The 25,950-nt window shown below is 66.9% G+C and carries 23 protein-coding genes; 5 read left to right on the forward strand and 18 right to left on the reverse strand.

The annotated features are described in order from the left end of the window. Window positions 1–99 precede the first annotated feature (99 nt). From CFB47_RS23480 to CFB47_RS23490, 3 genes are all read right to left on the reverse strand, one after another. Window positions 100–2,274: a hypothetical protein gene (locus tag CFB47_RS23480; RefSeq protein ID WP_089462433.1), complete on the reverse strand. Its 2,175-nt coding sequence runs from the start codon at window positions 2,272–2,274 to the stop codon at window positions 100–102. A gap of 495 nt (window positions 2,275–2,769) precedes the next feature. Then, complete coding sequence (locus CFB47_RS23485) at window positions 2,770–3,156, reverse strand: ester cyclase (protein WP_089462434.1); 387 nt, start codon at window positions 3,154–3,156, stop codon at window positions 2,770–2,772. A gap of 46 nt (window positions 3,157–3,202) precedes the next feature. Beyond that, window positions 3,203–4,099: a LysR substrate-binding domain-containing protein gene (locus tag CFB47_RS23490; protein ID WP_089462435.1), complete on the reverse strand. Its 897-nt coding sequence runs from the start codon at window positions 4,097–4,099 to the stop codon at window positions 3,203–3,205. Between the two features lie 511 nt (window positions 4,100–4,610). Between CFB47_RS23490 and CFB47_RS23495 the strand changes: the two genes are divergently transcribed. The 3 genes from CFB47_RS23495 (at window position 4,611) to CFB47_RS23505 (ending at window position 7,560) form a co-directional block, all read left to right on the forward strand. Continuing rightward, complete coding sequence (locus CFB47_RS23495; RefSeq protein ID WP_089462436.1) at window positions 4,611–5,471, forward strand: peptidoglycan DD-metalloendopeptidase family protein; 861 nt, start codon at window positions 4,611–4,613, stop codon at window positions 5,469–5,471. A 210-nt stretch (window positions 5,472–5,681) separates the two neighbouring features. Further along, window positions 5,682–6,581 carry a class A beta-lactamase gene (gene bla, locus CFB47_RS23500; RefSeq protein ID WP_089462437.1) on the forward strand — a complete coding sequence of 300 codons (900 nt, stop codon included), beginning with the start codon at window positions 5,682–5,684 and terminating at the stop codon, window positions 6,579–6,581. Between the two features lie 106 nt (window positions 6,582–6,687). Continuing rightward, window positions 6,688–7,560, forward strand: coding sequence for a LysR substrate-binding domain-containing protein (locus tag CFB47_RS23505; protein WP_089463522.1), 873 nt, complete (start codon window positions 6,688–6,690; stop codon window positions 7,558–7,560). A gap of 67 nt (window positions 7,561–7,627) precedes the next feature. Here CFB47_RS23505 and CFB47_RS23510 read toward each other — a convergent pair whose 3' ends face one another. The 9 genes from CFB47_RS23510 to sapR all read right to left on the reverse strand — a co-directional run bounded on the left by CFB47_RS23510 (window position 7,628) and on the right by sapR (window position 15,600). Beyond that, on the reverse strand, window positions 7,628–7,963 hold the full coding sequence (locus CFB47_RS23510; RefSeq protein WP_089458446.1) for a type 1 fimbrial protein: 336 nt from the start codon (window positions 7,961–7,963) through the stop codon (window positions 7,628–7,630). A 379-nt stretch (window positions 7,964–8,342) separates the two neighbouring features. Then, window positions 8,343–8,597, reverse strand: coding sequence for a GlsB/YeaQ/YmgE family stress response membrane protein (locus tag CFB47_RS23515; RefSeq protein WP_089442200.1), 255 nt, complete (start codon window positions 8,595–8,597; stop codon window positions 8,343–8,345). Between the two features lie 128 nt (window positions 8,598–8,725). Next, complete coding sequence (locus CFB47_RS23520) at window positions 8,726–9,502, reverse strand: ABC transporter ATP-binding protein (protein WP_089442201.1); 777 nt, start codon at window positions 9,500–9,502, stop codon at window positions 8,726–8,728. Further along, window positions 9,499–10,431 (reverse strand): ABC transporter ATP-binding protein, encoded by a 933-nt coding sequence (locus CFB47_RS23525; protein ID WP_373453155.1) that lies wholly within the window; start codon window positions 10,429–10,431, stop codon window positions 9,499–9,501. Before CFB47_RS23525 ends, CFB47_RS23520 begins: the two co-directional genes overlap by 4 nt. Continuing rightward, on the reverse strand, window positions 10,421–11,335 hold the full coding sequence (nikC, locus tag CFB47_RS23530) for a nickel transporter permease (RefSeq protein ID WP_089462438.1): 915 nt from the start codon (window positions 11,333–11,335) through the stop codon (window positions 10,421–10,423). Before nikC ends, CFB47_RS23525 begins: the two co-directional genes overlap by 11 nt. Before the next feature lie 66 nt (window positions 11,336–11,401). Beyond that, a complete protein-coding gene (locus tag CFB47_RS23535) occupies window positions 11,402–12,472 on the reverse strand; it encodes an ABC transporter permease (RefSeq protein WP_089432870.1) in 1,071 nt (356 codons plus the stop codon). Between the two features lie 10 nt (window positions 12,473–12,482). After that, window positions 12,483–14,084, reverse strand: a complete 1,602-nt coding sequence (locus CFB47_RS23540) for an ABC transporter substrate-binding protein (RefSeq protein ID WP_089462439.1) — start codon at window positions 14,082–14,084, stop codon at window positions 12,483–12,485. A 46-nt stretch (window positions 14,085–14,130) separates the two neighbouring features. Then, a complete protein-coding gene (gene ddpX / locus CFB47_RS23545; protein WP_089462440.1) occupies window positions 14,131–14,694 on the reverse strand; it encodes a D-alanyl-D-alanine dipeptidase in 564 nt (187 codons plus the stop codon). A 24-nt stretch (window positions 14,695–14,718) separates the two neighbouring features. After that, on the reverse strand, window positions 14,719–15,600 hold the full coding sequence (gene sapR / locus CFB47_RS23550; protein ID WP_089462441.1) for a sap1 transcriptional regulator SapR: 882 nt from the start codon (window positions 15,598–15,600) through the stop codon (window positions 14,719–14,721). Window positions 15,601–16,053: 453 nt separating this feature from the next. On the opposite strand from sapR, the gene CFB47_RS23555 reads away from it, so the two are divergent. Further along, complete coding sequence (locus tag CFB47_RS23555; protein ID WP_089462442.1) at window positions 16,054–17,310, forward strand: oxalate decarboxylase family bicupin; 1,257 nt, start codon at window positions 16,054–16,056, stop codon at window positions 17,308–17,310. An 84-nt stretch (window positions 17,311–17,394) separates the two neighbouring features. After that, on the forward strand, window positions 17,395–18,702 hold the full coding sequence (locus CFB47_RS23560; protein WP_089462443.1) for an Nramp family divalent metal transporter: 1,308 nt from the start codon (window positions 17,395–17,397) through the stop codon (window positions 18,700–18,702). A gap of 19 nt (window positions 18,703–18,721) precedes the next feature. Here CFB47_RS23560 and CFB47_RS23565 read toward each other — a convergent pair whose 3' ends face one another. From CFB47_RS23565 to CFB47_RS23590, 6 genes are all read right to left on the reverse strand, one after another. After that, complete coding sequence (locus CFB47_RS23565; RefSeq protein ID WP_089462444.1) at window positions 18,722–19,975, reverse strand: hypothetical protein; 1,254 nt, start codon at window positions 19,973–19,975, stop codon at window positions 18,722–18,724. Between the two features lie 268 nt (window positions 19,976–20,243). Next, window positions 20,244–21,833, reverse strand: a complete 1,590-nt coding sequence (locus tag CFB47_RS23570; RefSeq protein WP_089462445.1) for an ABC transporter substrate-binding protein — start codon at window positions 21,831–21,833, stop codon at window positions 20,244–20,246. 136 nt (window positions 21,834–21,969) lie between these two features. After that, complete coding sequence (locus tag CFB47_RS23575; RefSeq protein WP_089442212.1) at window positions 21,970–22,311, reverse strand: sugar ABC transporter ATPase; 342 nt, start codon at window positions 22,309–22,311, stop codon at window positions 21,970–21,972. A gap of 257 nt (window positions 22,312–22,568) precedes the next feature. Then, window positions 22,569–22,898: a hypothetical protein gene (locus CFB47_RS23580; protein WP_089462446.1), complete on the reverse strand. Its 330-nt coding sequence runs from the start codon at window positions 22,896–22,898 to the stop codon at window positions 22,569–22,571. 175 nt (window positions 22,899–23,073) lie between these two features. Then, complete coding sequence (locus CFB47_RS23585) at window positions 23,074–24,633, reverse strand: DHA2 family efflux MFS transporter permease subunit (RefSeq protein WP_089458438.1); 1,560 nt, start codon at window positions 24,631–24,633, stop codon at window positions 23,074–23,076. 412 nt (window positions 24,634–25,045) lie between these two features. Further along, complete coding sequence (locus tag CFB47_RS23590) at window positions 25,046–25,948, reverse strand: LysR family transcriptional regulator (RefSeq protein WP_089427243.1); 903 nt, start codon at window positions 25,946–25,948, stop codon at window positions 25,046–25,048. Window positions 25,949–25,950 lie beyond the last annotated feature (2 nt).

The following is a 25,950-nucleotide window of genomic DNA, read 5'->3' on the forward strand; positions in this document are numbered from 1 at the left end:
ACGAGCGCGATGCCCGCGGTCCGCTGTCCGTGACGCGCCCGAAGCCGGTTTCGACAACCGCGGGCTTCAGGCGCGTTCACCGGACGCAGGTCACCTCGCTCAGGCCGGGTCGGCGTACTTCAGCGTCCAACCGAACGTGCGGGTCGCGCCCGCGCCGAGGGCAAACGGCTTCGTCGTACACGCGAAGTTCGAATGCAGCTGGCCGATCGGCGTCGTCGACAGCGGATTCGTCGTGCCGTTCGCCGTGTCGAAGGCGGACAGCGCGCAGGTGTCGAACCCGGACGCCGCATAGCCGGTCGCGGCACTGTTCGCGTAGGTCACCGACACGCCGTCGCCGTTCGCCTGCGTCGACGCGAAATCCGCGAACGACGTGAAGTCCGTCTCGACCGACAGGTTGCCGGTGAGCGAGCCCGTACTCAGCGTATCGCTGCGGGCGACCGAACCGTGCGCGAACGTCAGCACCGTATGCACCTGCAGGTCGAGATCCGTCGTGTATGCCGCATTCTTCGACGCGAGCCGGAACTTCGCGGTATCGAACGACACGATCACCTGCCCGTTGCCTTGCTGGACGTTCAGGTTCTTGTAGTACGTGACGGGAATGTAGGTCTTCCCGTTGTACGACACCTGCGGCACCAGCAGCGCGTAGCCGAGATCGGTCGTGCCGTAGATCAGCTTGTCGGAGAACGGCACCGGGTAGTACGGCGTGTACGAGTTGTAGTCGGGCGCCTGGCTGAGGTTCAGGTTGATCACGCGCCGGCCGTCGCGCACGGTGACGAGCGCAGCGCTGTACGGATGCGCGGTGTCGCCCGGCTGGTTGTACCAGGTGAGCGTGTAGTGCGGCAGCGCGTCGAGCCACGCGTTGTAGTCCGTATCGGCCATCGGCGCCTTGCCGCCGAAGCCGAGCTTGTTCCACCACGCGTTCACGTACAGGTACTGGTGCAGCAGGCTGAAGTTCTCGCCCATCACGCGCGGCTTGCCGCGATACGCGTCCGTGCCGCGGCCCTTGACCCACATGTTCACCGACGGCGTCGGCAGCGACGGGTCGTACCAGTATGTGTCGAAACGCTGCGCGGCCTGGTAGATGAACTTGTATGCAACCTGCTTTTCCTGGTCGGTCAGCACGCCGGCATTGGCCGCGGCCGTCAGCACTTCCATGAACGCCGAATCGCCGTACGGGCCGATCGAGCGGCCGTAGTTGAAGCCCTGGCCGTTCGCGTTCAGCTGCGGCAGGATCAGGTCGACCGACTTGCGCAGGTAGCCCTTCAGCTCGGGCGTGAGGTTCGCCTCGTTACCCATCTCGAACGTGCGCTCGGTCACTTCACCGATCAGCAGCGTGCTGTAGCGGTCGAAGCGCGCCTGGTCGTAGTAGGTCGTGTGCGTGTTCGACGCTTCGTCCGAGAACCCGCCCGACGAGTCGTTGCGGATATGGTTCGTGAGCGTGTACAGCAGCGCGTCGCGCGCACCCATCGTCGCGACCGACGGATCGGTCTTCGATGCAAACGACGGGCTGCTCCAGCCGAGCTTCTGGCGCAGCCCGGCAATTCCGTAGGACACCGCATAGTAATTCTGCGCGGTGTTGAGGGAGGCGATGTCGATCGGCGTGCCGGCGGCGGGGCACGTATCGGTCTTGCCGCTCGCATCGGGGCCGAACATGTCGCAGAAGGTGAGGCGTTGCTGCAGCGTCGCGAGCATCGCGTCGCTGAAGATTTCGTTGAGCATCCCGTGCGCTTTCAGGTTGTTCAGCGCGACGAGGTAGTAGTACTCGCCCCAGGACGTATTCGCGTACGTGTAGTTGCTGCCCGACTGCGCCATCATCGCGGTCGTGATCGTCTGGTACGTCGCGAGGTAGCTGGCGTACTGCGGATCGTTCTTCGACTTCATGTCGATCAGGATGTACGACAGGCCGAGCGCGAGCTTGCCCGGCAGGAATTTGTCGCCGGTGTTCGTGTCGAGCACGTGGACCGGCGTGCCGTCGCCGAGATCCATCACGACCTGCGTGAAGTCGGGCGATTTCCGGATCAGGTCGAACAGTGCGCGCATCTGGCCCATCATCGTGACCGGAATGTTCGCGCCGGCCGGCACGCTGGTGTCGGGTGCGCCGTAGACGAGCGCCTGCAGCGAGTTCGGCGCGAGCGTCGGTGTCGTGGACGGGGGCGGCGAAGATGACGACGGTGGCGGCGTGTCGGTCACGTCGTTGCCGCCGCAGGCGCTGACGAACAGGACGGAAAGGGCGCTGAGCGCGGCGCCGAGCGCGAATCTGCTGCGCGGATGCATTGTGTCTCCAGTTTTGAATAGTGATGAAGGACGGGCGGGTGTCGCCGTTGCCGCGCTCGATGCCCGTACCCGGCCGCCGTCTTGCAACCCTGATCCCTGAAGACGGACGGCCTGAATCACTTATCGAGCGGGCAAGCGTTCTCCCTGCACGGGCCGTGATGAGCGTCGCGCTGCGTTGGTGGAAAACGTTTTCCTAATTTATGCAGCGATCGGCGTGATGTCAATGAACTTTCACGTCTGGCGGGGCGGGAAAAACCCGGATGGTGGGAAGGCGGGAGTGAAGGGGGAGAACGAAATATTGCAGGATTTACCGGTATTTCTTCTTGGTGAGGCAGGGTGCGGCGAAGGACGCCGATTCGGAAGCGATGGCTAGAAGGAATGTGCGCCGATGCGGGTTCGCTGAATTTCGAAAGAAAACGTTATCCACAAGGATCGGGATAAATTCGACGGACATCGGGCGCGATGGCGACCGGCTGCCACGCCGTTCCGTCGAGCCTAAAGCTGTGCCTCGATCGCCGCCTTGTCGATCACCGACCAGACCTGGCGGATCTTGCCGTCGTGAAACTCGTAGAACACGTTCTCGCAGAACGTGACCTTCCGGCCGTCGACGGCGAGCCCCATGAACGTCCCGCTCGGCGAGCAGGCAAAGCGCAGCCGGCAGGCGATGCGCGGCGGCTCGCACACGAGCAGCCGGATGTCGAAACGGAGATCGGGAATGTCGCGGAAGTCCTGTTCCAGCATCGCGCGGTAACCGGCGAGGCCGAGCGGCCGGTCGTTGTGGATCACGTGGTCGGCGACATATTCGCCGAGCGCCGGCCAGTCCTGCCGGTTCAGGCAGTCGATGTATGCGCGGTAGCGGGTTGCGAGATCGGTGTCGGTCATGGCCGTGCCTCCTTGTATCGACGAGATGAGTCGGATGCGGCGCGTGTCACCCCGGCGTGGTTTCGCCGGACAGGAACGCGACAAACTCGCGCGTGTACTTCGGCAGCGCATCGAACGACCGCGCGCACAGCTTCAGCCGACGATGGCTCCACGCATCGGACAGCTCGACGAGCCGCACGTCCATCGTCTGCATCGCGCGCTCGGCCGCATGGCGCGACACGATGCCGATGCCTACGCCGCTCGCGATCACGCGGCAGATCGCATCGAAGCTCTTCAACTGCACACGATAGCGGATCCGCTTGCCGAGCACGCGCGCCTGGTCGGCGAGATGCACCTGCAGTGCGCTGCCGTCGGTGAGGCCGATGAAGTCGGTATCGACGATCGAGTCGAATGCGACCTTGTCCTGCGACGCGAGCGGATGCGCGGCCGGCACGACGACGATCAGCCAGTCCTCGCGGAACGGCTTCTGTTCGAGCCCGCCGAGCCCGACCGAATCGGCGACGATGCCGACCTCGGCCGTCTTGTTGCGGATCGCATGCACGATCTCCTGGCTCGAGCGTTCCTCGACGCTGATCGACAGCTTCGGATGATGCGGCAGGTAGTCGGCCAGCGCGTCGGGCAGGTATTCGCTCAGCGACGCCGTGTTGCACAGCAGCCGGATATGTCCGCGCAGCCCCTGGCCGTATTGCTGCAGTTCGCCGCGCATGTGGTCGATCTGCTGCAGCACGGTGCGCGCGTGGTGTTCGAGCGCGCGGCCCGCATCGGTGGCCTGCGCGCCCGACTTGGTCCGGTGCAGCAGCGGCACGCCGAGCTCGTCCTCCATGCCGCGGATGCGCTCGCTCGCGGCCTGCAGCGTGATGTGAGTCCGCTCGGCGCCGCTCGTGATCGTGCCGGCCTCGCAGATGTTCAGGAAAAGCCGCAGGTCGGTCAGGTCGAAGCGCATGATGGGTGGGGCAATCGTATTGGAATGGCCGATAAGTTAGCAGGGAACCGCGGCCGGGGTCTCAGGCGCAGCTTGAGGCCCGATTCGCCGGTTCCGCATTTTCGGGGCGCGATCGTTGACGGATCATGGCCGCACATCAACCGGGGAGCCTGTCATGCAGATCGATCCGTCGTGGGGCGTGTCGTTCAAGATCGCGTTGCACGTGCTGTTCCTGTGCATCGGCATCGCGTGGGCGTGTTCCGAATTCGCCGCGTGGTTGCGTTGAACGTCGCGGCGATGGCTGCCTAGTGCCTATTGAAATTCAATCGTCATAGTTTCCCGCGACGAAAATTCTTCCGCCTTCCTGCCAAAAGACCATCAAGTTTTCCTGAATCGGACCGTATTACCGGTAGCGAATGCCGGCCGGCATCCGGTTCGTGATCGTTTGTCATCATTGTTTGCATCCGGTTACACGTCGGCCGTTCCGTTTTTGAGATGCTTGAAAGATTGTCAAACCGGAGTCGGATCGTCCATGAAAACGCGCGAGATTCACCGCAACGCGGCGTGGCTGCCAGGCCTGGCAGTCGTGCTCGTCATGGCCGGTTGTGCAAGCACGCAGTCCGTTCCGCCGAGCGACACGCTGGCGGGACAGCCTTCGCCGTCGAGCCAGCCCGCCGCTGCGCCGTCGGCCAGTACGCCGCCGCCGGCGCCGATTCTCGTCGCGCAGAAGTACGTCGTGAAGCGCGGCGACACGCTGACGGGCATCGCGTCCGCGAACGGCTGCAGCGTGGCCGACCTGCGCACCTGGAACAAGCTGGGCGCGAACGGCAGGCTGCGCATGGGGCATGTGCTGCGCATCGTCAAGCAGCAGCCGTTGCCGGCGCCGGGCGCGGCCGGCACGCAGGTGGCCGCATCGTCGGCGTCGGGCAACGATGCGGCGAGCAACCCGGCCGCCGCGCAGACCACCGCGTCGAATGCGAGCGACCGTCAGGTCGTCAAGGAAACGAAGCGGCATGCGGGCGGCGTCGCGCTCAAGTGGCCGGCGAGCGGCAAGATCGTCGACGGCTTCCGGCCGGGACAGAACCGCGGCATCCAGATCGCCGGCCGGCCGGGCGACCCGGTCCGCGCCGCGGCCGACGGCCGCGTGATGTACGCGGGCACCGGCCTGAACGACTACGGCAGCCTGATCATCGTCCAGCACAACGCGGATTTCCTGACCGCGTATGCGCACAACCGCAAGCTGCTCGTGAAGACGGGCGACATCGTGCGCCAGGGCGACGAGATCGCCGAGATGGGCGACCTCGACAACTCGCGTGTCGCGCTGCTGTTCGAAGTGCGACGCGACGGCAAGCCGGTCAATCCGATGCCGTATCTGCCTTCGTCGCAAGGGTGACGCCGGGCCGTTTCGCTGGAACGGCACGGCGGTCACTGCTACGCTAGGGTCTGTTCATGCAAGTCCCGCGCTTCGCGGGGCCGGCGGTCGTCTTTCGGGGATGCGCGGCGTAGGCCGTCGCGGGCCGGCCGCCGGCGTGAACGGGCACGCTGCTTCGACGCGTGCCCGAGCTGCTTCGTGCCACCGATACCGACAGAACTCACGACATTCATGGAACACTCTCCGACACGCCGCTCGCTGTTGCTTGCCGCCGTTGCCGCGCCGTTCGTTGCCGCGTGCACGTCCGCGCCGGTCGCCGACCAGGGGCGCGCCCACACCGCCCAGGCTGAATTGACCGCGCTCGAGAAGGCCTCGAATGGCCGGCTCGGCGTCGCCGCGCTCGATACGTCGAACGGCGTGCGCATCGCGCACCATGCGCGCGAGCGCTTCCCGCTGTGCGGCACGTATGCGGTCGCCGCGGCGGCCGCGATGCTCGCGCGCGGCTCGCTCGACGCGTCGCTGCTGCCGCGCCGCATCCTGTACCGCCGCTATGAAATCGTTGCGGGCTCGCCGATCACGGAAAGCCACGTCGACACGGGCATGACGATCGAGCAGCTGTGCGCGGCGATGCTGCAGTCGGGCGACAAGGGCGCCGGCAACCTGCTGATGGGCGTGCTCGGCGGCCCGCAGGCCGTCACGGCGTTCGCGCGCACAAGCGGTGACATGTCGTTCCGCCTCGATCACTGGGAACCCGAACTGAACAACGCCGCGCCCGGCGACGAACGCGATACATCCACGCCGGTCGAGATGGTCGACACGCTGCAGCGGCTGCTGCTCGGCAACACGCTGCAGGAGCCGCAGCGCGCGCGACTGACGGAATGGATGGTCGGCGGCGCGCGCGGCGCGACCGGCATCGCGGCGGGCGTGCCGCCCGGCTGGCGCATCGCCGACAAGGCCGGCACGGGCGGCTACGGCACGACGACCGACGTCGCGGTGCTGTGGCCGCCGTCGCGTGCGCCGATCGTGATGGCCGTGTCGTTCACGCAGCCGCAGGCCGCCGCGGCGGCCCGCGCGGACGTCGTCGCGTCGGCGGCGCGCATCGTGGCGGGCGCGCTCACCGCGACGGCCTGAGCGTCCCGCGCCTCGCGCAAAGCCGGCGTTTGGCTTATCGTGTCGGACAGTGCGCGCCGGGGTCGGCGCGCGGTCCTTCCGCGCCGTTTTTCCGTTTGCCTTCTTCATGCGCCGACTTCCGCCCCTGCACGCGCTGCAGATCTTCTCGACGGTGGCCCGCCACCGCAGCTTCACGCGCGCGGCCGAGCAGCTGTGCATCACGCAGGGCGCGGTAAGCCGGCAGATCCAGACGCTCGAGGCGCATTACGGTTTCCCGTTGTTCAAGCGGCATGCGAAGGGCCTCACGCTGACGGCGGAGGGCGAGCAATTGCTGCCGGTGGTCAACGAGAGCTTCGCGCGGATCGAGGACATTTCGATGCGGCTCACGCGGCAGCGCACCGATCTCGCGCTGAAGGTGCCGACCTGCGTGATGCGCTGGATGCTGCCGCGCATCATGCGCTTCCAGGGCGAGCATCCCGATTTCCATGTGCAGATCACGACCGCGTGGCAGCACGTCGTCGATTTCTCGACCGAGCCGTTCGATGCGGCCGTTGTCTACGGCACGTCGCCGGGCGCCGGCGTGTTCGCGCTGCCGCTGTTCGACGAGCGGCTGACGCCCGTCTGCGCGCCCGAATTGCGGCAGACGTCGCCGCTCGACGCGGTCGGCGATCTCGCGCGCCATACGTTGCTGCATCCGACGCGTGACCACCGCGACTGGCGCGCGTGGCTCGATCACGCCGGCGAGCGCGGCGTCGATCCCGCGCGCGGGCCGACGTTCGACACGCTCGATCTCGCGACGAACGCGGCGATGCAGGGCTTCGGCGTCGCGATCGGCGACGTGACGCTCGTCGACGACGACGTCAGCGCGCGCCGGCTGGAGCGTCCGTTCGACATCGTGCTCGAGACGGGCGCGCGCTATTTCTTCGTCTATCCCGAGAACCTCGGCAACCAGCAGAAGATCCGCGCGTTCAGCGACTGGATCGCGCGCCATCGCGATTGACCGGCGATCACGCAGCTACGCCGAACCGGCGCGCGGAATCCGCTGGATCCCGCGCCGGCGGACGGCTTTACTGGTACGTCACGACGGCGATCATCGGCGCGTGGTTGTTGCCCGGACGGTTCGGTAAAACGATTGCGCGCGAGGCCTGGGTAAAGGTCGTGGTCTTGATGGCCTGCTGGCTCGCCGCGTCGACGAACGCGATCTGGCCGGAGGCCGGGCGCGGACAGTCAGGACGGACCTGCCCGCGAGCGACATCGGCCGTATCGACCGCGAACGAGCAGGGCGGCTCGACGATCATGCCGGAAAAATAGATGGTGCCGGACGCGCCGGCGGCGAAGGACGAGGAAGTGGCCAGAAGCGAAGCAGCCAGGACGAACGAGGCGGCGATAGGGCGATGCTTCATGACAGGCTCCAGAGAGGAAGCGCGTCGCAGCGGGGCCGCTCGGGTGGCAGTCCGTCTAACGCTGCGATGCTGTATGCGTAAACGGCAAAATCATCGAAACTCTTGAGTGGAAAATTGCAAATTTGGGATAACAACAAACGATTTCGTATTGCTGAATTCAATCTATGCCTGATTTGCGAGATATCAAATCAGGGTAATGCCGGTGCTGTACGCTCGACTGGAAAGCGGACGTCCGATGCGGGTCGTCACGACAGGTCGTTGCGAAGTCAACGAGTTTACGAATCGTGGAAATGATGCGCAGGTGAATATCGGCGATCCAAAAGAAAACGGCCGCTCGTTTCCGAGCGGCCGTTTTGCGTTGAAGCCGAAGGTGCGCCGTTCAGGCCGTGCGCTTGCGTACCGCGCCGACGACCACGAGCAGCACGATCGCGCCGATGATCGACGCGATCCAGCCCGCGCCCTGGCCCGGTGCGTACCAGCCGGCCGCGCGGCCGACGTAGCCGGCGAGCAGCGAGCCGACGATGCCGAGCACGATGGTCATCAGGATGCCCATCTTGTCGTCGCCGGGCTTGAGCGCGCGGGCGAGGAGGCCGACGATGAGCCCGACGACCAGGGTTTCGATGAATTGCAGCATGAACGCCTCCCTATTGCGGTTGAGCTGTTGACGAAAGGAAGTTGACCCGTGCGGCGCACAAGGGTTCCATGCGCGGCAGGGCGGCGCGTGGCGTGCGGAGTATCGCACGCCGGCGCGGCGCGCAGATGTCAGGCCGCCGGCGCGCCCGCCACCGGGTCGAGACGGCGATAGCCTTCGGTCGCGTTCAGCAGCGTGCGCGTGTAGTCGCGCGCCACCCGCCCGGCGCGTACGTCCTCGACCCGCAGCTGTTCGACGATCTCGCCATGCTGCATCACCGCGACGCGCTGGCACAGGAAGCCGATCACCGCGAGGTTGTGGCTGACGAGGATCATCGTCAGGTTGCGTTCGCGATGCAGGCGGCGCAGCAGGTTCAGGATCTCCGCCTGCACCGACACGTCGAGCGCGGACGTCGGCTCGTCGAGCAGCAGCACGCGCGGCTCGACGATCAGCGCCCGCGCGATCGCGACGCGCTGTCGCTGGCCGCCCGACAGCTGGTGCGGATAGCGGAACCGGAACGCGGGGCCGAGGCCGACCTCGGACAGCGCGCGGGCGATGCGCGCATCGGTGTCGCCGATGCCATGGATCGACAGTGGCTCGCGCAGCGTCTGGTCGACCGTGAAGCGCGGATGCAGCGACGCGTACGGATCCTGGAACACCATCTGCACGTGACGGCGAAAGGCGCGATCGGGCGTGCCGCCCACCGGCCGTCCGTCGATCGACAGGCTGCCGGACGCGAGCGGCACGAGGCCCGTCAGCGCGCGCAGCAGCGTCGACTTGCCGGAACCCGATTCGCCGACGAGCCCGAACACCTCGCCGTCGCGCACCGCGAAGCTCGCATCGCGCACGGCGTCGACGTGACCCGTGCGGGTCGGGAAACGGATCGATGCGTGATCGACGTCGATCATCGTGCGGCCTCCTGTCGATCGGCGGGCGTGCCGGCGTGCGGCGTGGGCTCGAGCCACGCCGGATCGCGCCGCAGCACGGGCAGTTCGTCCGGCGGGTTCGCGAGCGGCGGGTTCGCCGCGAGCAGCCCGCGCGTATAGGGATGGGATGCGTCGCGCAGGTCGCGCGCGGCGCAGGTTTCGACCACGCGGCCCGCGTACATCACCGCGACGCGATCGCAGAACGACATCACGAGCGGCAGGTCGTGGCTGATGAACATCAGGCCCGTGTCGTGTCGCGCGATCATCGCGTCGAGCACCGCGAGCACCTGCATCGACACGGCGACGTCGAGTGCGGAAGTCGGCTCGTCGGCGATCAGCAGGCGCGGGCCGGTCGACACCATCATCGCGATCATCACGCGCTGGCCCATGCCGCCCGACAGCTCGTGCGGATACGCATCGGCGACGCGTGCGGGGTCGCGGATCTGCACGGCCGCGAGCGCGTCGACGATCCGTTCGCGCAGCGCGCGGCCGCGCAGGCCCGGCTCGTGCAGCCGGAACGCCTCGCCCATCTGCTTCGCGACCGTCATCACCGGGTTCAGCGAATATTTCGGATCCTGCAGGATCATGCCCATCTGGCTGCCGCACAGCCGCCGGCGTTCGCCCGGCGACATCGCGAGCAGGTCGTGGCCCGCGAAGCGCATCGTGCGGGCCGACCAGCGCGCGGCGTCGGGCAGCAGGCCGAGCAGCGCGCGGCCCGTCAGCGACTTGCCGGAGCCCGATTCGCCGACGATGCCGAGCCGTTCGCCGGGCGCGAGCGTCAGCGACAGCTCGCGCACGGCGTCGGTGACGGTGCCGTCATGGCCGCGAAAGCCGATCTTCAGGCCGTCGATCTCGCAGAGCGGCGCGGGCGCGGGGGCAGGGGCGGGATTCATCGGCATGTCACGCTCCATGGCGGGGATCGAAGACGTCGCGCAGCCCGTCGCCGAGCAGGTTGAACGCAAGGCTCACGAGCAGGATCGCGCAGCCGGGCAGCGTCGCGACCCACCACGCGTCGAGCAGCACGTTGCGGCCCGACGCGACCATGAAGCCCCATTCGGGGCTCGGCGGCTGCGCGCCCAGGCCGAGGAAGCCGAGGCCCGCGACGGTCAGGATGATGCCGGCCATGTCGAGCGTCGCGCGCACGATCACCGACGACATGCACAGCGGCATGATGTAGCGCAGCAGGATGCGCGGGCCCGACGCACCCTGCAGGCGCGCGGCGTGGATGAAGTCGGCCTGCGCGATGCGGATCGTCTCGGCGCGCGCGAGCCGCGCATACGCGGGCCACGCGGTGATCGAGATCGCGACGACCGCGTTGATCACGCCCGGCCCGAGCGCGGCGGCGAACGCGAGCGCGAGCACGATCTTCGGGAACGCGAGCGCGATGTCGGTGATGCGCATCAGCACGCTGTCGACGAAGCCGCCGCAGTAGCCGGCCGTCGTGCCGATCAGGAGGCCGATCGGCACGACGATCACGACGACGAGGATGGCGATGCCGAGCGTGAGGCGCGAACCGGCGATCAGCCGCGAAAGGATGTCGCGGCCGAGCTGGTCGGTGCCGAGCCAGTGCGACGGCGAGCCGGGCGGCAGCAGCCGGTCGGACAGCACCTGGCGCAGCGGGTCGTGCGGCATGATCAGCGGGCCGACGATCGCGACGACGATCAGCGCGACGAGAATCGCGAGCCCGAACAGGTTGAGCGGATTCGCGGCGAAACGACGCCAGCGCCGGTACGCGAGGCCGAGTGCGGCCTGCGGGCGCGATGCGGGCGCGTCGGAGAGCAGCCACGTACGCAGGGTGAGACGCTCGGCATTCATGACTGGACGACCTTCGGCATGGGCGATGAAAGAAGCAGGGTGGAAGCGGTCATGTCGGGTCGACCCTCAGCGCGCACGCGGATCGAACACGCGGTACAGCGCGTCGGTCAGCAGGTTGACGGTGATGAACATCGCGCCGATCACGAGCGTCGCGCCGAGCACCGCGTTCATGTCGGCGTTCAGCAGCGCGCCGGTCAGGTACGAGCCGAGCCCGGGCCACGCGAACACGATCTCGGTCAGCACCGAGCCTTCGAGCAGGTTGCTGTACGTGAGCGCGATCACGGTGAGCAGCGGCACCATGATGTTGCCGAATGCATGCCGCCAGATCACGCGCCGTTCCGACAAGCCCTTCGCGCGTGCGGTGACGATGTATTCCTGGCTCAACTGGTCGAGCATGAACGAGCGCGTCATCCGGCTCAGGTACGCGACCGAGTAGTAGCCGAGGATCGCGGCCGGCAGCGCGATATGCGACACCGCGTTGCGGAACACGTCCCACTCGCCCGCGAGCGCCGCGTCGATCAGCAGGCTGCCCGTGCGCGTGTCGACCATCCCGTCGTACACGGGATCGAGCCGGCCGGGCCCGCCGACCCAGTGCAGCCGCGCGTAGAACAGCAGCAGCCCCATCAGCCCGAGCCAGAACACCGGCACCGAATTGCCGATCAGCCCGACGAAGCGCGCGACGTGGTCGATCGGCCGGTTGTGCTTGACGGCGGCCGCGACGCCGAGCGGCACGCCGATCGCGATGCCGATCAGCGTCGCGATCGTCGCCAGTTCGAGCGTGGCCGGGAACACGCGCCTGATGTCGTCGAGCACGGGGTTCGCGGTCAGCAGCGACATGCCGAGATTGCCGTGCAGCACGTCGCGCGCATAGATCAGGAATTGCGTGGCGAGCGGCTTGTCGAGGCCGAGCGCGATGCGTTCGGCCGCGTACGCGTCGGCCGACGCGCGATCGCCGAGGATCGCGAGCACGGGGTCGATCGGCACCTTGCGGCCGATCACGAACGTCAGCGCGAGCAGCCCCGCGAACGTGACGGCGAGCGTGAGCGCCCAGCGCAGCACGCGCAGCGCCCAGCGCACGGCCGGGCGTCGCGCGGGCAGCGTGCGCAGTGCTTCGAGGGAGGAGGCGGGTGTCGACATGCGGCGAATCTTATTGCTTCTTCAGGTTGCGGTACGACACGAGATCGTTGATCGGCCCGACGTCGAGCCCGCTCACGCCGGGCCGCGTCGCGACCTGCGCGACTTTCTCGAACATGATCACGAACGGCGAGCGCGCGAGCATGTCCTTCTGCATCGCCTGATACCGTTGCGCACGTTTCGCGGCGGTCGGTTCGGCGAGCGCGGCGTCGGTTTCCTTCGTCAGTTGCGGGATGTCCCAGCTGTTGCGCCAGGCCAGCATTTTATAGCTCGACTTGTCGGAATTGTCCGGGTTCCATGCAAAACCCTGCGCGTTGCTGTGCGGGTCGATGTAGTCGGCCGACCATTCGCCGATGTAGATGTCATGCTGGCGCGCGCGGTATTTCGCGAGCGTCTGCTTGTTGTCGCCGGGAATCAGCTGCACCTTGATGCCGGCCTGCGCGAAGTTGGCCTGCATGGCCTGCGCGATTTCGGTGTACGGATAGTCGTTGCGCACGTCCATCGTCACCGAAAAACCGTTCGGCACGCCGGCCTTCGCGAGCAGCGCCTTCGCCTTCGCGACGTCGAGCTTGTACGGGTTCGCGTTCAGCGTGCCGAGGAAGCCTTCGGGCAGGAAGGTCTGGTGCACCTTGTAGGTCGTCTTCACCACGTTGGCCTGGATGCCCGCATAGTCGACCAGCCACTTCAGTGCTTCCTGCACGTCGGGTTTCGCGAGCGTCGGGTTCTTCGTGTTCAGGCCGAGATACAGCAGCGTCGCCTGCGGCGAGGCCGACACCTTCGCCTTGCCGGATTTCACGACCGACGCCAGATCGTCGGGGCTCAGGTCGCGCGCCGCGTCGACGTCGCCGTTTTCCAGCAGCAGGCGCTGGCTCGCCGCTTCAGGCACGTGGCGCAGCACGATGCGCTTCATCGCGAGCGGCAGACGGTAGCCCTCGAAGCGTTGCAGCACGACGCTGTCGCCGGCCGTCCATTTCACGAGCTTGTAGCCGCCGGAGCCGGCTTCGTTGGTCTTCAGCCAGGCGTTGCCGAAGTCATTGCCCTGCTGGTGCGACAGCAGCAGCTTCTTGTCGACCACCGAGGCGGGCCACGAGCCGAGCACGTTCAGCACGAAGGTCGGGGCGTACTTCTGGTCGGTCGTGACCGATACCGTCAGGTCGTCGAGCTTCTTCACGTTGGCGACGACGTTCGCCTTCGTGAGCCCGATGCCGGTCAGCACGGCGGCCGGGCCCTTGTCGAGCAGCACCGCGCGCTGGATCGACCACGCGACGTCGTCGGCCGTCAGCGGATTGCCCGAGTGGAACTTGAGGCCGGGGCGCAGCTTGAACGTGTAGGTCAGCCCGTCGGTGCTCACCGTCCATGACTGGGCGACGTCGCCGTTGAATTTCGACGGGTCGCGCAGGTCGACGCGCACCAGGCGGTCGTACGTGTTCGCGACGTATTCCTCCGGCACCAGCTCGTAGGTCTCGCCCGGATCCAGCGTCGTGAATTCGTCGAGCAGCGTCGCCATCACGAACATGTCTTTCGGCGTTTCCGCACGCGCGGCGGAAAGCGGAACGGCGGCGAGAACGGACGCGGCGGCCAGCGCCGCGACGCGCCGGGATGTCAGCAATTTCATGTGCGCTCCATCGGTTGTCGAACGTGAACGGGAAGGGGGACGTGCATCACATCAGGTGCCACGGGCCGCTGTCCGCATTGTCGATTTGCGGCAGCGCGCGCGAGCCCGGCAATTCGTAGTGCCACCACTCGCTGTCGATGTGCGCGAAGCCGGCCGCGTGCATCACGCCGAGCAGCAGCAGGCGGTTGCGTTGCACCGCTTCGGGCAGCCCCGCGTGGAAGTGACCGGAGGCGGCGACCATCTCGTCGAAGCCGGTGCCCATGTCGAGCGGCTCGCCGTCCGCGCCGACGAGCGTCAGGTCGAGCGCGGTGCCGCGGCTGTGATTCGAGCCGCGCCCGAGATCGGCGATGAAGTTCGGATCGGGCAGGAAATCCCACAGCACCTGCTGCGCCTGCGGCGGCCGGTACGCGTCGTAGATGCGCAGCGTGAAGCCGGCTTGCGCCGCGATGTTCACCGCGCGGCGCAGCGCGGCTTCGGCCGGCGCCAGCAGCAGGCAGTGCGCGCGGCGGTAGATCGGCTTGCCGGTCAGGTTGCGGTCGGTCGCGTAGACGAGATCGATGTCGACGCGATGCGTGGCGGACGTGATTTCAACGAGGCGGTGAGCGTTCATCGGCGGTTCGGAAGGCACTCGCATTCAGGATTCGAATTGATCGAACGTGCGCTGCAGTTCGCGGTTGCGCGCGACGCGCCGGTCGATCGCGGGGCCGAGGCGGTCGACCACGGCCGTGATCAGCAGGTTGAACAGGCAGGTGAGCGGCGCGAGCGAATCCCAGAACTGGCCGACGTCGGTCTTCACCTGCAGCAGGTCGGCCGGCCAGTCGCGCGCCCACGGGCACGAGAGATCGGTGACCAGCGCGAACGGCTGCCCGCGCTCGGCGGCCGCCTGGCAATAGCGGCGCGCGCTGCGCGAATACGCGCGTGTATCGGTGACGATGCAGTACGGCCGCTCGAATTCGGAGTTCAGCGAATCGACGTACGAGCCCGACTGGCCGTCCGAATAGAACACGCGCGGGCGCAGGTACTCGAGGTAGCTGCTGAACGCGTTGCTGATCCCGCGCGTCGACTGGATGCCGAGGATGAACACGGCGTCCGCCTGCGCGATCCGGTCGGCCACCTGCGCGAACACCGGGCCTTCGGCGAGCCGGTACACGTGGCGGATCGCATCGAGCTCGCGCTCGAGCGACGACGCGAGCGGGCCTTCACTGTCGTTGCCGCCGGCTCCGGCCGGTGGCGTGCCAGCGATGCGACGATATTCGTCGAGCCGGTCGGTGATCATCCACGGGCGGTCAGTGCCGCCGCGCAGTTCGCGCTTCAGGTCGTCGAGGTTGCGGTAGCCGACGCTGCGCAGGAATCGCCCGACCGAGATCCCGCTGGTGCCGGCCTGCTGCGCGATCTGGTCGGCCGTCTCGAGCCCGAGCCGGTCGAGGTTCGCGAGCATGTAGCTCGCGATGCGCTTGGCGGTCGGCGTCAGCTCGGCATAGCGGGATTCGACGGTACGGGCAAACGCGCAGGTCATCGGCTGTTAGATCGTTGTCGTCGGGTGATCGAATGTCATCCATCTAACAAAGCCAAAATCATCCGTGCCAGCGGATAAAAACTATGGTGTGAGGATAGGCGATAGGGGCGGAAGGAGGCGTGAGCGGGGCGGTGGATTATTCCTGACAGGCATATTTTGCGTTTATGCCTGTCAGGAATAATTTGCGTTTATGCCTGACGGGATTACCCGACACCGACGGTTGAATTTCTCCCCTCATTTGCTCCGACCGGTTCGCCTGCGTCCCGCATCCTCAATCATTACAAAGTTAAAGCGAATCAGATTTATTCATTAATTCAGGTTAATAATTCATTTAATTTTTAGATGAATATGGATTTAACTTGCGTCACGGGATGTTCGATTTTCGATAATCCGAAAAACGGCATGTGTTCCGTCAATTGAAATTCGCTCAATCGCAGGCATGAAGAGGAAATCATGACGAATCTTTCTCGACGCAAGATGCTGGCTGGAACGGCCGGCGCCATTGCCGCGGCGGGTATCGCCGTATCGGCCAAGGCGGCCTCGTTCGGTAATCCGGACCGCCCGCCGGAAGGCGCGGTGAATGCACGCAACCGCCAGAGCCTGACCGACCCGGGGCCCCAGAACCCGGCAATCGCCAATCAATTCCCGTCCTTTCAGGACCCGCCGGCTACCGATATCAACGGGATGCCATTATTCTGGGCGTCATTCAATAACGCCCATAAACGCATTCAAAATGGCGGATGGGCACGTGAAGTCACGCAGGACGATTTTGCGATTTCCGAAACCATTTCCGGCGTCAACATGCGCCTCACACGCGGCGGCATTCGCGAGATGCACTGGCACCAGCAGGCCGAGTGGGCCATCATGCTCGACGGCCGCTGCCGGATCACGGTACTCGACGAACTCGGCAGGCCATCGGTGCAGGACGTGAAGACCGGCGATCTCTGGTATTTCCCGCCCGGCCTGCCGCATTCGCTGCAGGGCCTCGGCACCGACGGCGCCGAATTCCTGCTCGCGTTCGATAACGGCCGCGCGTCCGAATTCAACACGCTGCTGCTGACCGACTGGATCGCGCACACGCCGCCCGACGTGCTCGCGCTCAACTTCGGCGTGCCGGCCGACGCGTTCAGGAACATTCCGCTCGACAACCTGTGGATCTTCCAGGGCGACGAACCGGGCCCGCTCGCGGATGCGCAGCGCGCGTCCGCGTCGTCGGCCGGGGCGCCGCCGCATCCGTTCATCTTCTCGCTCGGCGACATGAAGCCGGTCAGGAAGACCCGCGGCGGCGAAGTGCGGATCGCGGACAGCACGAACTTCACTGTGTCGACCACGGTCGCGGCGGCGCTCGTCACCGTGCATCCGGGCGGCATGCGCGAGCTGCACTGGCACCCGAACGCGGACGAATGGCAGTACTACCTGCAGGGCGACGCACGGATGACCGCGTTCGACACGGGGCCAAAGGCGCAGACGGCCGACTTCCGCGCGGGCGACGTCGGCTACGTGAAGAAGAGCCTGGGGCACTACGTGCAGAACACCGGCAGCACCGATCTGGTGTTCCTCGAGATCTTCAAGACCGACCGCTATGCGGAAGTGTCGCTGTCCGACTGGCTCGCGCATACGCCGCCGCAGCTCGTCGAAGCGCACCTGAACGTCGCGCCGGACGTGATCGCGCAGTTTCCGCGCAACCGTCCCGACGTCGTGCCGCTGTAACGCCGCCGCCTCGGCCGGCAGGCGGCATGCCGGCCACGGTGCCAGAAATTCAGGAATCCTTCCTCATTCGAACGGAACCTCATCATGATTCCCGTCACGAGCAAACGTGCCGGCGGCTTCGCGCTGCCGGAGCTGTCCACCGCGCACCCCCACGGCGCGGCGCGCGCCGCGCTGGAAGGGCGCCGCACCGGCGTCGCCGCGCTGCTGCCGTTCGTCGGCCCGGCCGTGATCGCGTCGATCGGCTACATGGATCCCGGCAACTTCGCGACCAACATCCAGGCCGGCGCCGCGTACGGCTACCGGCTGCTGTGGGTCGTGCTGGCCGCGAACGCGATCGCGATGCTGTTCCAGGCGATGTCCGCGAAGCTGGGCATCGTGACCGGCCGCAATCTCGCGGAGCTGTGCCGCGACTGCTTTCCCGCGCCGCTCGTGTGGGGCATGTGGATCGCGTCCGAGATCGCCGCGATGGCGACCGACCTCGCCGAATTCCTCGGCGGCGCGCTCGCATTCGGGCTGTTGTGCCACCTGTCGCTGTTCGCGGGGATGATCGCGACGGCGCTCGCGACCGGCGCGATCCTCGCGCTCGAAAAGCGCGGCTTCCGGCCGCTGGAAGCCGCGATCGCGGCGCTGGTCGGCGTGATCGGCGCGTGTTATCTCGGCGAGCTGCTGATCGCGCCGCAGGATTGGCGTGCAGCCGCGTTCCACCTGGTCGTCCCGCAGATTCCGGATCACGCGGCGTTGACGATCGCGGTCGGGATCATCGGCGCGACGATCATGCCGCACACGCTGTATCTGCATTCGGGTCTCACGCAGGATCGCGCCGCGCCGCGCGACGACACGGAGCGGCGGCGGCTCGTGCGCTTCTCGAACCGCGAGGTCGTCGTCGCGCTCGGGCTGGCCGGGTTCGTGAATCTCGCGATGGTGATGATGGCGTCGTCGGCGTTTCACGCGAGCGCGCCGGGCATGACCGACATCGGCGACGCGTATCACACGCTGATCCCGGTGCTCGGGCCGGCGGCCGGCGCGCTGTTTCTCGTCGCGCTGCTGACGTCGGGCGTATCGAGTTCGGTGGTCGGCACGATGGCCGGGCAGGTCGTGATGCAGGGTTTCATCCATCGCCGCGTGCCGGTCTGGGTGCGGCGCGCTGTGACGGTCGTGCCGGCGTTCGCGGTGGTCGCGCTCGGCTGCGACGTCACGCGCGCGATGGTCGCGAGCCAGGTCGTGCTGAGTTTCGTGCTGCCGCTGCCGATGATCGCGCTGCTGTTGCTGTCGGCGCGTGCGGACGTGATGGGTGCCTACGCGATGCGGCCGCCGCTGCGGATCGTCGCCGGTGCGGCGACGGTCGTGATCGTCGGGTTGAATGCGTACCTGGTGTGGGCGGCCTTCAATTGAACGGCCATGGGCCGGCAGCCTACTGCTGCATGTCGGGCGCCTCGCGAAGCCGCCAGATCACGTTGCATTGCTGGCCGCCGAGGCTCGTCGAGCGCAGCGTGATGACGGTGCCGGCCACGACCTGATACCAGAAATGCGCCATCAGCTCGGTGCCCTTGCGCTGCGCCCGCCCGTCGACCAGCACTTCGCACAGCAGCGGCGACGGCGAGCCGGATGGATGCGTGACGTAGACGTTCAACCGCGCGATGTCGCGGGTCGCGGTGAGCACGATTTCGTGGTTTCCGCTGCCGATCAGCATCGTGCCGCCGGGTTCGTCGATCGCCTGCAGGTAGGCGCCCGCGCTTTCCTCGATCGCGGCGGACGCAACGGTCAGCCCGGCCGATTGCACGTAGCCGGTCGCCGCGATGCGCGCGGCAACCGTATCGGATTGCACCGGCGTGCCGTCCGACAGCGCGAACGGCATGCCGTCGCGCAGCGCGGCGTCGGTGTGGTTCGCGTAGTAGCGCCACCGGTCGAGGAAGCGGATATCGCCGGTCATGTGCAGCGCGCGGATCGGCTCGCCGTGATACCGAAGCGTCGTCGTGCCGGTGCTCGCATCGAACGCTTCGTGAATGCCGTACTTGCTGACGAAGTTCTGGACCGGATCGAGCAGCGCCGTTTCACCCTGAGCGCTCCACAGGTGCAGGAAGGTCGTATCGATTCCGAAGCATTCCTGGAAATCGGTGCCGATGCGGGCCATGCAGTCGCGCAGGTGGCTGGCGTAGCGTGTCCAGGCATCGGCGGTCCCGGCCACGAGCCCGGCCTGCAATGCGCCGCCGTGGCGTGCGGACACTTCGTCGACGACGAGACGCCAGTGATGGTCGCGCCGCTCGCCGATCAGCGGCGTGATGACGAACGTGCAGAACAGCGGGTCGGGGCATGCGTGGATCCGGTCGTCGCCGATCTGCGAGAACAGGTCGAACCCCGGCGCGCAGAACCAGATGTCGGCGTCGTACAGCGCGAGCTTGCGGATCTGCGGGTGGCGGGCGCAATACTCGGCGGCCTCGATGAAGCGGCCGACCGGCAGCGCATACGCGCCCGATGCTTCGATCACGTCGACCGCCTGGCTCGCGAGGATCTGCCGCTTGCGTTCGGAGAGGCCGTAGCCGATCACCGCGATCCGGCCGTCGTAGCCGGTGTGCCGCAGCGACAGCAGGAACGGTACGAGCATTTCGTACCACGCGCGGTTGTTGTCGTTGATCGCCACGCAGACCGCGTGCTCGCTCGAATGCATGTTCTTTCCCCGATGTGCGCGCCCGACTCAGTCGCCGACGTGGTGTTCGCAGACGACCGCGCCGCAGCCGCGGCTGTCGTGATACGCAATATGAAACGGCTTGTTGTCCCACCGCCACCGGAACTCGGCCTGGTGCCATCGCCGGGACCCGCCGGCCCCCGCGGTGCCGGCCATTGTAGATCGCCGGCCGCCCCACGCCCAGGCGCCGGCGCGGCGGTGGCGGCGATTACCCGCGCACCGGCAGGGCCGGCCGCGCGGGCAGCCCCGATTACTTCGCGAGCGTGCGGTATGACACGAGGTCGTTGATCGGGCCGATTTCCGGCCCGGTCACGCCGGGGCGCGTCGCGACCTGCACGACCTTCTCGAACATGATGATGAACGGCGAGTTCGCGAGCACGGCCTTCTGCAGCGCTTCGTAACGCTGCGCGCGCTTCGCGGGCGACGGCTCGATGAGCGCGGCCTCGGTGTCCTTCGTCAGTTGCGGGATGTCCCAGCTGTTGCGCCATGCGAGCATCTTGGTCGGCGACTGGTCGGAGTTGTCCGGATTCCACGCGAAGCCGCGCGCATTGCTGTTCGGGTCCATGTAGTCGGGCGACCATTCACCGATGAAGATGTCGTGCTGGCGCGCGCGATACTTGCCGATCGCCTGCTTCGCATCGCCCGGAATCAGCTTCACGCGGATGCCGCCCTGCGCGAAGTTCGCCTGCAACGCCTGCGCGATCTCGAGGTACGGGTAGTCGTTCGGCATGTCCATCGTCACGTCGAAGCCGTTCGGCAAACCGGCCTTGGCGAGCAGCGCCTTCGCCTTCGCGACGTCCTGCTTGTACGGCCGCGCGTTCGACGCACCGAGGAAGCCTTCGGGCAGGAAGGTTTCGTGCACCTTGTAGGTCGTGCTGACGATGTTGCGCTGGATGCCGTCGTAGTCGACGAGCCATTTCATTGCCTGCTGCACCTCGGGTTTCGCGAGGTTCGGGTTCTTCGTGTTCAGGCTCAGGTACAGCAGCGCGGACACCGGCCACGACGCGACCTTGATCTTGCCGGCCTTCGTCAGCGCGGCGAGGCTGTCGGGGCTCAGGTTGCGCGCGGCGTCGGCGTCGCCGTTCTCCAGCAGCAGGCGTTGCGCGGAGGCTTCGGGCACATGACGCAGCACGACGCGCTTCATCGGGTACGGCGTGCGGTATTTCTCGAAACGCTGCAGCACGATGGTCTCGTTGGGCGTCCACTTGACGAGCTGGTACGGGCCCGAGCCCGCGTCGTTGGTGCGCAGCCAGGCGCTGCCGAAATCGTTGCCTTGCTGATGCGACAGCAGCAGCTTCTTGTCGAAGACCGAGGCCGGGCACGCGCTCAGCACGTTGAGCACGAAGCTCGGTGCGTACTTGCGGTCGGTTTCGAGCACGACGGTCTGCGGATCGACCACGCGCACCTTCTGCATCACGTTCGCCTTCGTGAGGCCGAGATCGGCGAGCACGCCGGCCGGCCCCTTGTCGAGCAGGATGGTGCGCTGCAGCGACCACGCGACGTCGTCGGCGGTCACCGGGTTGCCGGAGTGGAACGTGAGGCCGGGGCGCAGCTTGAACGTGTAGGTCACGCCGTCGGCGCCGACCGTCCACGATTGCGCGATCTGCCCGTCGAAGCGCGTCGGGTCCTTCAGGTCGACGCGCACCAGGCGTTCGTAGGTGTTCGCGACGTATTCGGACGGCACCAGCTCGTAGATCCCGCTCGGGTCGAGGGTCGTGAATTCGCCGAGCTGCGTGGCGACGACGAAGATGCCGGGCGGCGTGGCCGCCTGCGCCGGCCATGCCGGAACAAGCGCGACGAGCGCGGCGCTGACGAACAGGCGGGACAGCAGGTGCTTCATGCGGGCTCCGTTGAAAGGGAATCGTGGGTGCGATTCTCTCATCGACGGCCGCCCGGATGAAAATATTCGGCGTGCGCGCCGGCAGGGTGGCGCGCAGCCGCGAGCCGGGCGGGCGCCCGGCGTCGGCGGATGCGAATCAGATCGCGCAGCGCGCGACCGCGAAGCGCATCGCTTCCTCGGCCGGCTCGTTGCCCGAGCCGCGTACGACCTTGATGACCGAACCGTTGCCCGATGGCGTCAGCGTGACGAAGTAGGAGTTCGAGCCGACCGCGATGTCGGTCACGCCGTTGTGCTGCGATTGCTCGGTGCCCGACAGGCGGCTGTCGAGGCAGTTGGCGACCGCGTAGGCCGGACGTTGCGACGACACGTAGATCATCGGCGCTGCCCCGGAGGCGGAGGCGGAGCCCGGGTCGGACGAGGGCGCGGAACCGCAGGCGGCGAGCAGGGCGGCGGGAAGGAGCAGCAGGAATCGTTTCATGATGGGTCGTCGTGGGTCTCGTATCGAGGCTGGGGCGCGGGGTAGGCGAAACGCGAAGCTTCGCGACGAAACCGCCCGGAATCGGGCCGTTTTTGACGGATGACGATGCGACAGGCGGCTGACGACGGAGTATACCCGCAGCGTTTGAAGCCGTCGGCGCGTTGAAACGATTCGATACACAACAAGCACCCGCTACCGCATCGCGGCAGCGGGCGTTTCAGGTGATGGCGAATGGGCACTTGCCGGTGTTGTCGATTTTATTGGCCGATCTGGTGGCTGACCGCATTTTCCTGCTGGTTCAGCACGTGCTTTTCGCTCTTCGTGATGTGGCTGTGATCCTGCGCAGCCATGTCCCGCTCTTCCCGGTGGATCTTGCGGTCGTCACGGTGCAGGCGCGCGGCCTCGGCGTGCGACATTTCGCCTTCCTTCACTTCGTGATGGATCCGGCGATTCTGGTTGGCGAGGCGCTGGTTGACTTCTTCGCGGCGCGGGTGCGCCTGTTGCCACGGCGTGTCGGCGAACGCGGTACCGGTCAGCACCGACATCAGGGTCGCGGCAATCGCGAGATGGCGGGTAAGGGCTCGCATCGTGTGTTCTCCTGTCGTTGCGCTCCGGATCGTGGGCGCTTGTCCAAAAAAACGCGGAGCGGGCACCGGCTGTTGACGTTTCCGCCTGTATCGATTGCAAGTCTTTATTACGTCGGCGCGTGGCGGTGTGAGCCCCGGCGCGTGCAGGACGGGGCTCGACTGTCGCGCACGCGGATCAATGCGCGCCGGCCGCCGCCGCATCGGCATCGCCGCCGCCCGAGCGCTTCGGTTTCGTGATCCAGATCAGCGGAATGATCGCGATGAAGATGATCGCCGACACGTAGAAGATGTCGTTCAACCCCATCACGGCCGCCTGCGAATCGACCGACGCGTTGAAGAACGCGAGCGCCGAATCGGGGCCGAGGTGCAGCAGTGAGCGCGTCGCGTCGACCTGCTGCGTGAAGACCGGATTGGTGACGCTCGCCTGTTCGGTGAGCCGCACGTGATGCAGGATCGTGCGGTCGTTCCATGCGTTGCTGATCAGCGACGTGCCCACCGCGCCGCAGAACGTGCGGCCGAAATTCGACAGGCCGGCGGCGGCGGGGATCTTCTCCGGCGGCAGCCCGGACAGGATGATCGACGTCAGCGGGACGAAGAACATCGCCATCGGGATGCCCTGCAGCAGCGTCGGCAGCACGAGATCCCAGCGCGACACGTCGGTGTAGAAGGTCGTGCGCATCATGAACACGACCGCGAAGCCGACGAACGCGAGCGTCGCGATGTAGCGCGGATCGGTGCGCGGCAGCAGGCGTCCCATGACGGGCGTAAGCAGGATCGCGAACACGCCGAGCGGCGCGGTGGCGAGCCCGGAATCGACCGCGCGGTAGCCGAGATAGCCCTGCATCCACTGCGGCAGCAAGACCAGCGTGCCGAAGAACATCCCGTACGCGACCGAGATCGCGATCGTGCCGCCCGCGAAATTGCGCTGCGTGAACAGCCGCAGGTCGACGATCGGGTTTGCCTCGTGAAGCTCCCACACGAGGAAGAACGCGAAGCCGATCAGCGCGACGATGCCGAGCGCGACCACGACGGGCGAGTTGAACCAGTCGAGATCCTTGCCCTTGTCGAGCATGATCTGCAGCGAGGCGACCCACAGCACGAGCAGCAACAGGCCGATCGTATCGATCGGCATGCGCTTCGTGGCCGACTCACGGTCGCGGAACACGATCCACGTGACGGCGGCCGCGAAGAAGCCGACCGGGATGTTGATGTAGAAGATCCACGACCAGTTGTAGTCGTACGTGATCCAGCCGCCGAGCGACGGCCCCGCGATCGGCCCGACGAGCGCCGTCATCGACCACAGCGCCAGCGCGCTCGACGATTTCTGTCGCGGCCACGCGCCGAGCAGCAGCGCCTGCGACAGCGGCGCGAGCGGCCCGGCGACCGCGCCCTGCAGGATCCGCGCGGCGAGCAGCGTCGGCAGGTTCGGCGCGATCCCGCACAGCCACGACGCGAACACGAACAGCAGGATCGACGTGACGAACAGGCGCACCTGGCCGAAGCGCTGCGTGAGCCAGCCGGTCAGCGGAATCGACACCGCGTTCGCGGCCGCGAAGATCGTGATCACCCACGTGCCTTCGTCGACCGACACGCCGAGGTCGCCCGAGATCGTCGGAATGGCGACGTTCGCGATCGACGAGTCGAGCACGTTCATGAACATCGCGAGCGATACCGCGATCGTGCCGATCGCGAGGCGGCCGCCGGATAGCGGCGCTGGAGTGGACGGAGAGGACATGGGTTTCCTGCGTAAGGGACGTAAGGAGCGTAACGTGCGGAACGGATGTGACCCGTTGCGGCGGGCACGCGCGGCCGCGCACGCGCGCGCGAAAGCGACGCACGGACGGCGCGGCGGCTGAACGGAAGGAAGCACGGCGCGCGCGACGCGGCCCGGTAGCGGGGGCCGATGCGTGCGACGTGCTGCTCGATCGAATGCACGAAGCCGTGGCGGGCTTCGGAAGGCGGAATGCTGCCGGTCAGGAAGGCGGGACGCGCGTGACGCGCCTGCGGGCAGCGGTCAGGTGGCTGCCGTCGCGTGTGGAATGATTTTGCATCGCGACAGGCTAACGATGTGGCGAGCCGCCATCAACACGGGCCGGCTCATTAATCGATTTCGCTTGCTGCAATAATCGCTGGGCGCACCGTGCCGGTTACGGCGCGGTGCGCCAATCGTCGAACACTTCCGCGAGGAATTCGACGAATGCGCGCACCTTGCTGTCGAGCGTCGCGCGCCGCGGATACAGCACGTGCAGCTCGACGTCGTCGGTCCGGTGCCAGTCGGGCAGCACGATTTCGAGCTCGTTCCGCTCGAGCCGGCGGGCCGTGTAGTGCGTCGAGACTAGCGCGATGCCGCCGCCGCTCGCGGCCTGGCGCAGCACCGTCACCGATTCGTTGGTGATCAGCACTGGCCGCACCGGCACGTCGGCCACTTCGCCGGCCGCATTGGTGAGCCGCAGCGTCAGGCCGGGCGCGTCGCGGCCGACGAGCAGCAGGTCGTGCTGCGCGAGATCCTGCGGCGTGGCGGGCCGGCCGACGCGGTCGAGATACGCGGGGCTCGCGGCGAGCTTCGCCTGCGACCAGCCGAGTGAGCGCGCGATGTAGCTGGAGTCGGTCAGCACGCCCGCGCGCAGCGCCACGTCGAAACCGTGCTCGACCAGATCGAGCGGGTTGTTGTCGTAGATCAGCACGAGCTGGACCAGCGGATAGCGCCGCCGAAACTCCGCGAGCGCCGGCTCCAGTTCGAACAGGCCGATCGAATAGGGCACCAGCACGCGCAGCATGCCCTCCGGCGCCGTGCGCAGCGCGCGGGCCTGGCGGTCGGCGTCGAGCAGGATGTCCTCGGCGCGCAGGCAGCGCTCGTAGTAGTCGCGTCCGGCTTCGGTGACGGACACACGACGCGTGGTGCGGTACAGCAGCTGGACGCCGAGATCGTCCTCGAGCTGCTTGACCTTGCGGCTCACGCGGCTGAGCGGCATGTCGAGGTGCGTGGCGGCGGCGGTGAAGTTGCCGCGCTCGACCACGCGCAGGAATATCCGGATGCTTTCGAAGTCCATAC

The organism is Burkholderia sp. AU27893 (assembly GCF_002223205.1).
Taxonomy (GTDB): Bacteria; Pseudomonadota; Gammaproteobacteria; order Burkholderiales; family Burkholderiaceae; genus Burkholderia.

Bases quoted from the DNA above. Each gene is read 5' to 3' on its own strand.
- CFB47_RS23515 (WP_089442200.1), bottom strand. From the start codon at position 8,597: ATGCTGCAATTCATCGAAACCCTGGTCGTCGGGCTCATCGTCGGCCTC.
- CFB47_RS23540 (WP_089462439.1), bottom strand. From the start codon at position 14,084: ATGAAATTGCTGACATCCCGGCGCGTCGCGGCGCTGGCCGCCGCGTCC.
- CFB47_RS23585 (WP_089458438.1), bottom strand. From the start codon at position 24,633: ATGTCCTCTCCGTCCACTCCAGCGCCGCTATCCGGCGGCCGCCTCGCG.
- CFB47_RS23520 (WP_089442201.1), bottom strand. From the start codon at position 9,502: ATGATCGACGTCGATCACGCATCGATCCGTTTCCCGACCCGCACGGGT.
- CFB47_RS23555 (WP_089462442.1), top strand. From the start codon at position 16,054: ATGACGAATCTTTCTCGACGCAAGATGCTGGCTGGAACGGCCGGCGCC.
- CFB47_RS23495 (WP_089462436.1), top strand. From the start codon at position 4,611: ATGAAAACGCGCGAGATTCACCGCAACGCGGCGTGGCTGCCAGGCCTG.
- CFB47_RS23480 (WP_089462433.1), bottom strand. From the start codon at position 2,274: ATGCATCCGCGCAGCAGATTCGCGCTCGGCGCCGCGCTCAGCGCCCTT.
- CFB47_RS23570 (WP_089462445.1), bottom strand. From the start codon at position 21,833: ATGAAGCACCTGCTGTCCCGCCTGTTCGTCAGCGCCGCGCTCGTCGCG.
- CFB47_RS23590 (WP_089427243.1), bottom strand. From the start codon at position 25,948: ATGGACTTCGAAAGCATCCGGATATTCCTGCGCGTGGTCGAGCGCGGC.
- CFB47_RS23525 (WP_373453155.1), bottom strand. From the start codon at position 10,431: ATGGAGCGTGACATGCCGATGAATCCCGCCCCTGCCCCCGCGCCCGCG.
- ddpX (WP_089462440.1), bottom strand. From the start codon at position 14,694: ATGAACGCTCACCGCCTCGTTGAAATCACGTCCGCCACGCATCGCGTC.
- CFB47_RS23565 (WP_089462444.1), bottom strand. From the start codon at position 19,975: ATGCATTCGAGCGAGCACGCGGTCTGCGTGGCGATCAACGACAACAAC.
- CFB47_RS23490 (WP_089462435.1), bottom strand. From the start codon at position 4,099: ATGCGCTTCGACCTGACCGACCTGCGGCTTTTCCTGAACATCTGCGAG.
- CFB47_RS23505 (WP_089463522.1), top strand. From the start codon at position 6,688: ATGCGCCGACTTCCGCCCCTGCACGCGCTGCAGATCTTCTCGACGGTG.
- CFB47_RS23510 (WP_089458446.1), bottom strand. From the start codon at position 7,963: ATGAAGCATCGCCCTATCGCCGCCTCGTTCGTCCTGGCTGCTTCGCTT.
- CFB47_RS23580 (WP_089462446.1), bottom strand. From the start codon at position 22,898: ATGCGAGCCCTTACCCGCCATCTCGCGATTGCCGCGACCCTGATGTCG.
- CFB47_RS23575 (WP_089442212.1), bottom strand. From the start codon at position 22,311: ATGAAACGATTCCTGCTGCTCCTTCCCGCCGCCCTGCTCGCCGCCTGC.
- nikC (WP_089462438.1), bottom strand. From the start codon at position 11,335: ATGAATGCCGAGCGTCTCACCCTGCGTACGTGGCTGCTCTCCGACGCG.
- sapR (WP_089462441.1), bottom strand. From the start codon at position 15,600: ATGACCTGCGCGTTTGCCCGTACCGTCGAATCCCGCTATGCCGAGCTG.
- bla (WP_089462437.1), top strand. From the start codon at position 5,682: ATGGAACACTCTCCGACACGCCGCTCGCTGTTGCTTGCCGCCGTTGCC.
- CFB47_RS23485 (WP_089462434.1), bottom strand. From the start codon at position 3,156: ATGACCGACACCGATCTCGCAACCCGCTACCGCGCATACATCGACTGC.
- CFB47_RS23535 (WP_089432870.1), bottom strand. From the start codon at position 12,472: ATGTCGACACCCGCCTCCTCCCTCGAAGCACTGCGCACGCTGCCCGCG.
- CFB47_RS23560 (WP_089462443.1), top strand. From the start codon at position 17,395: ATGATTCCCGTCACGAGCAAACGTGCCGGCGGCTTCGCGCTGCCGGAG.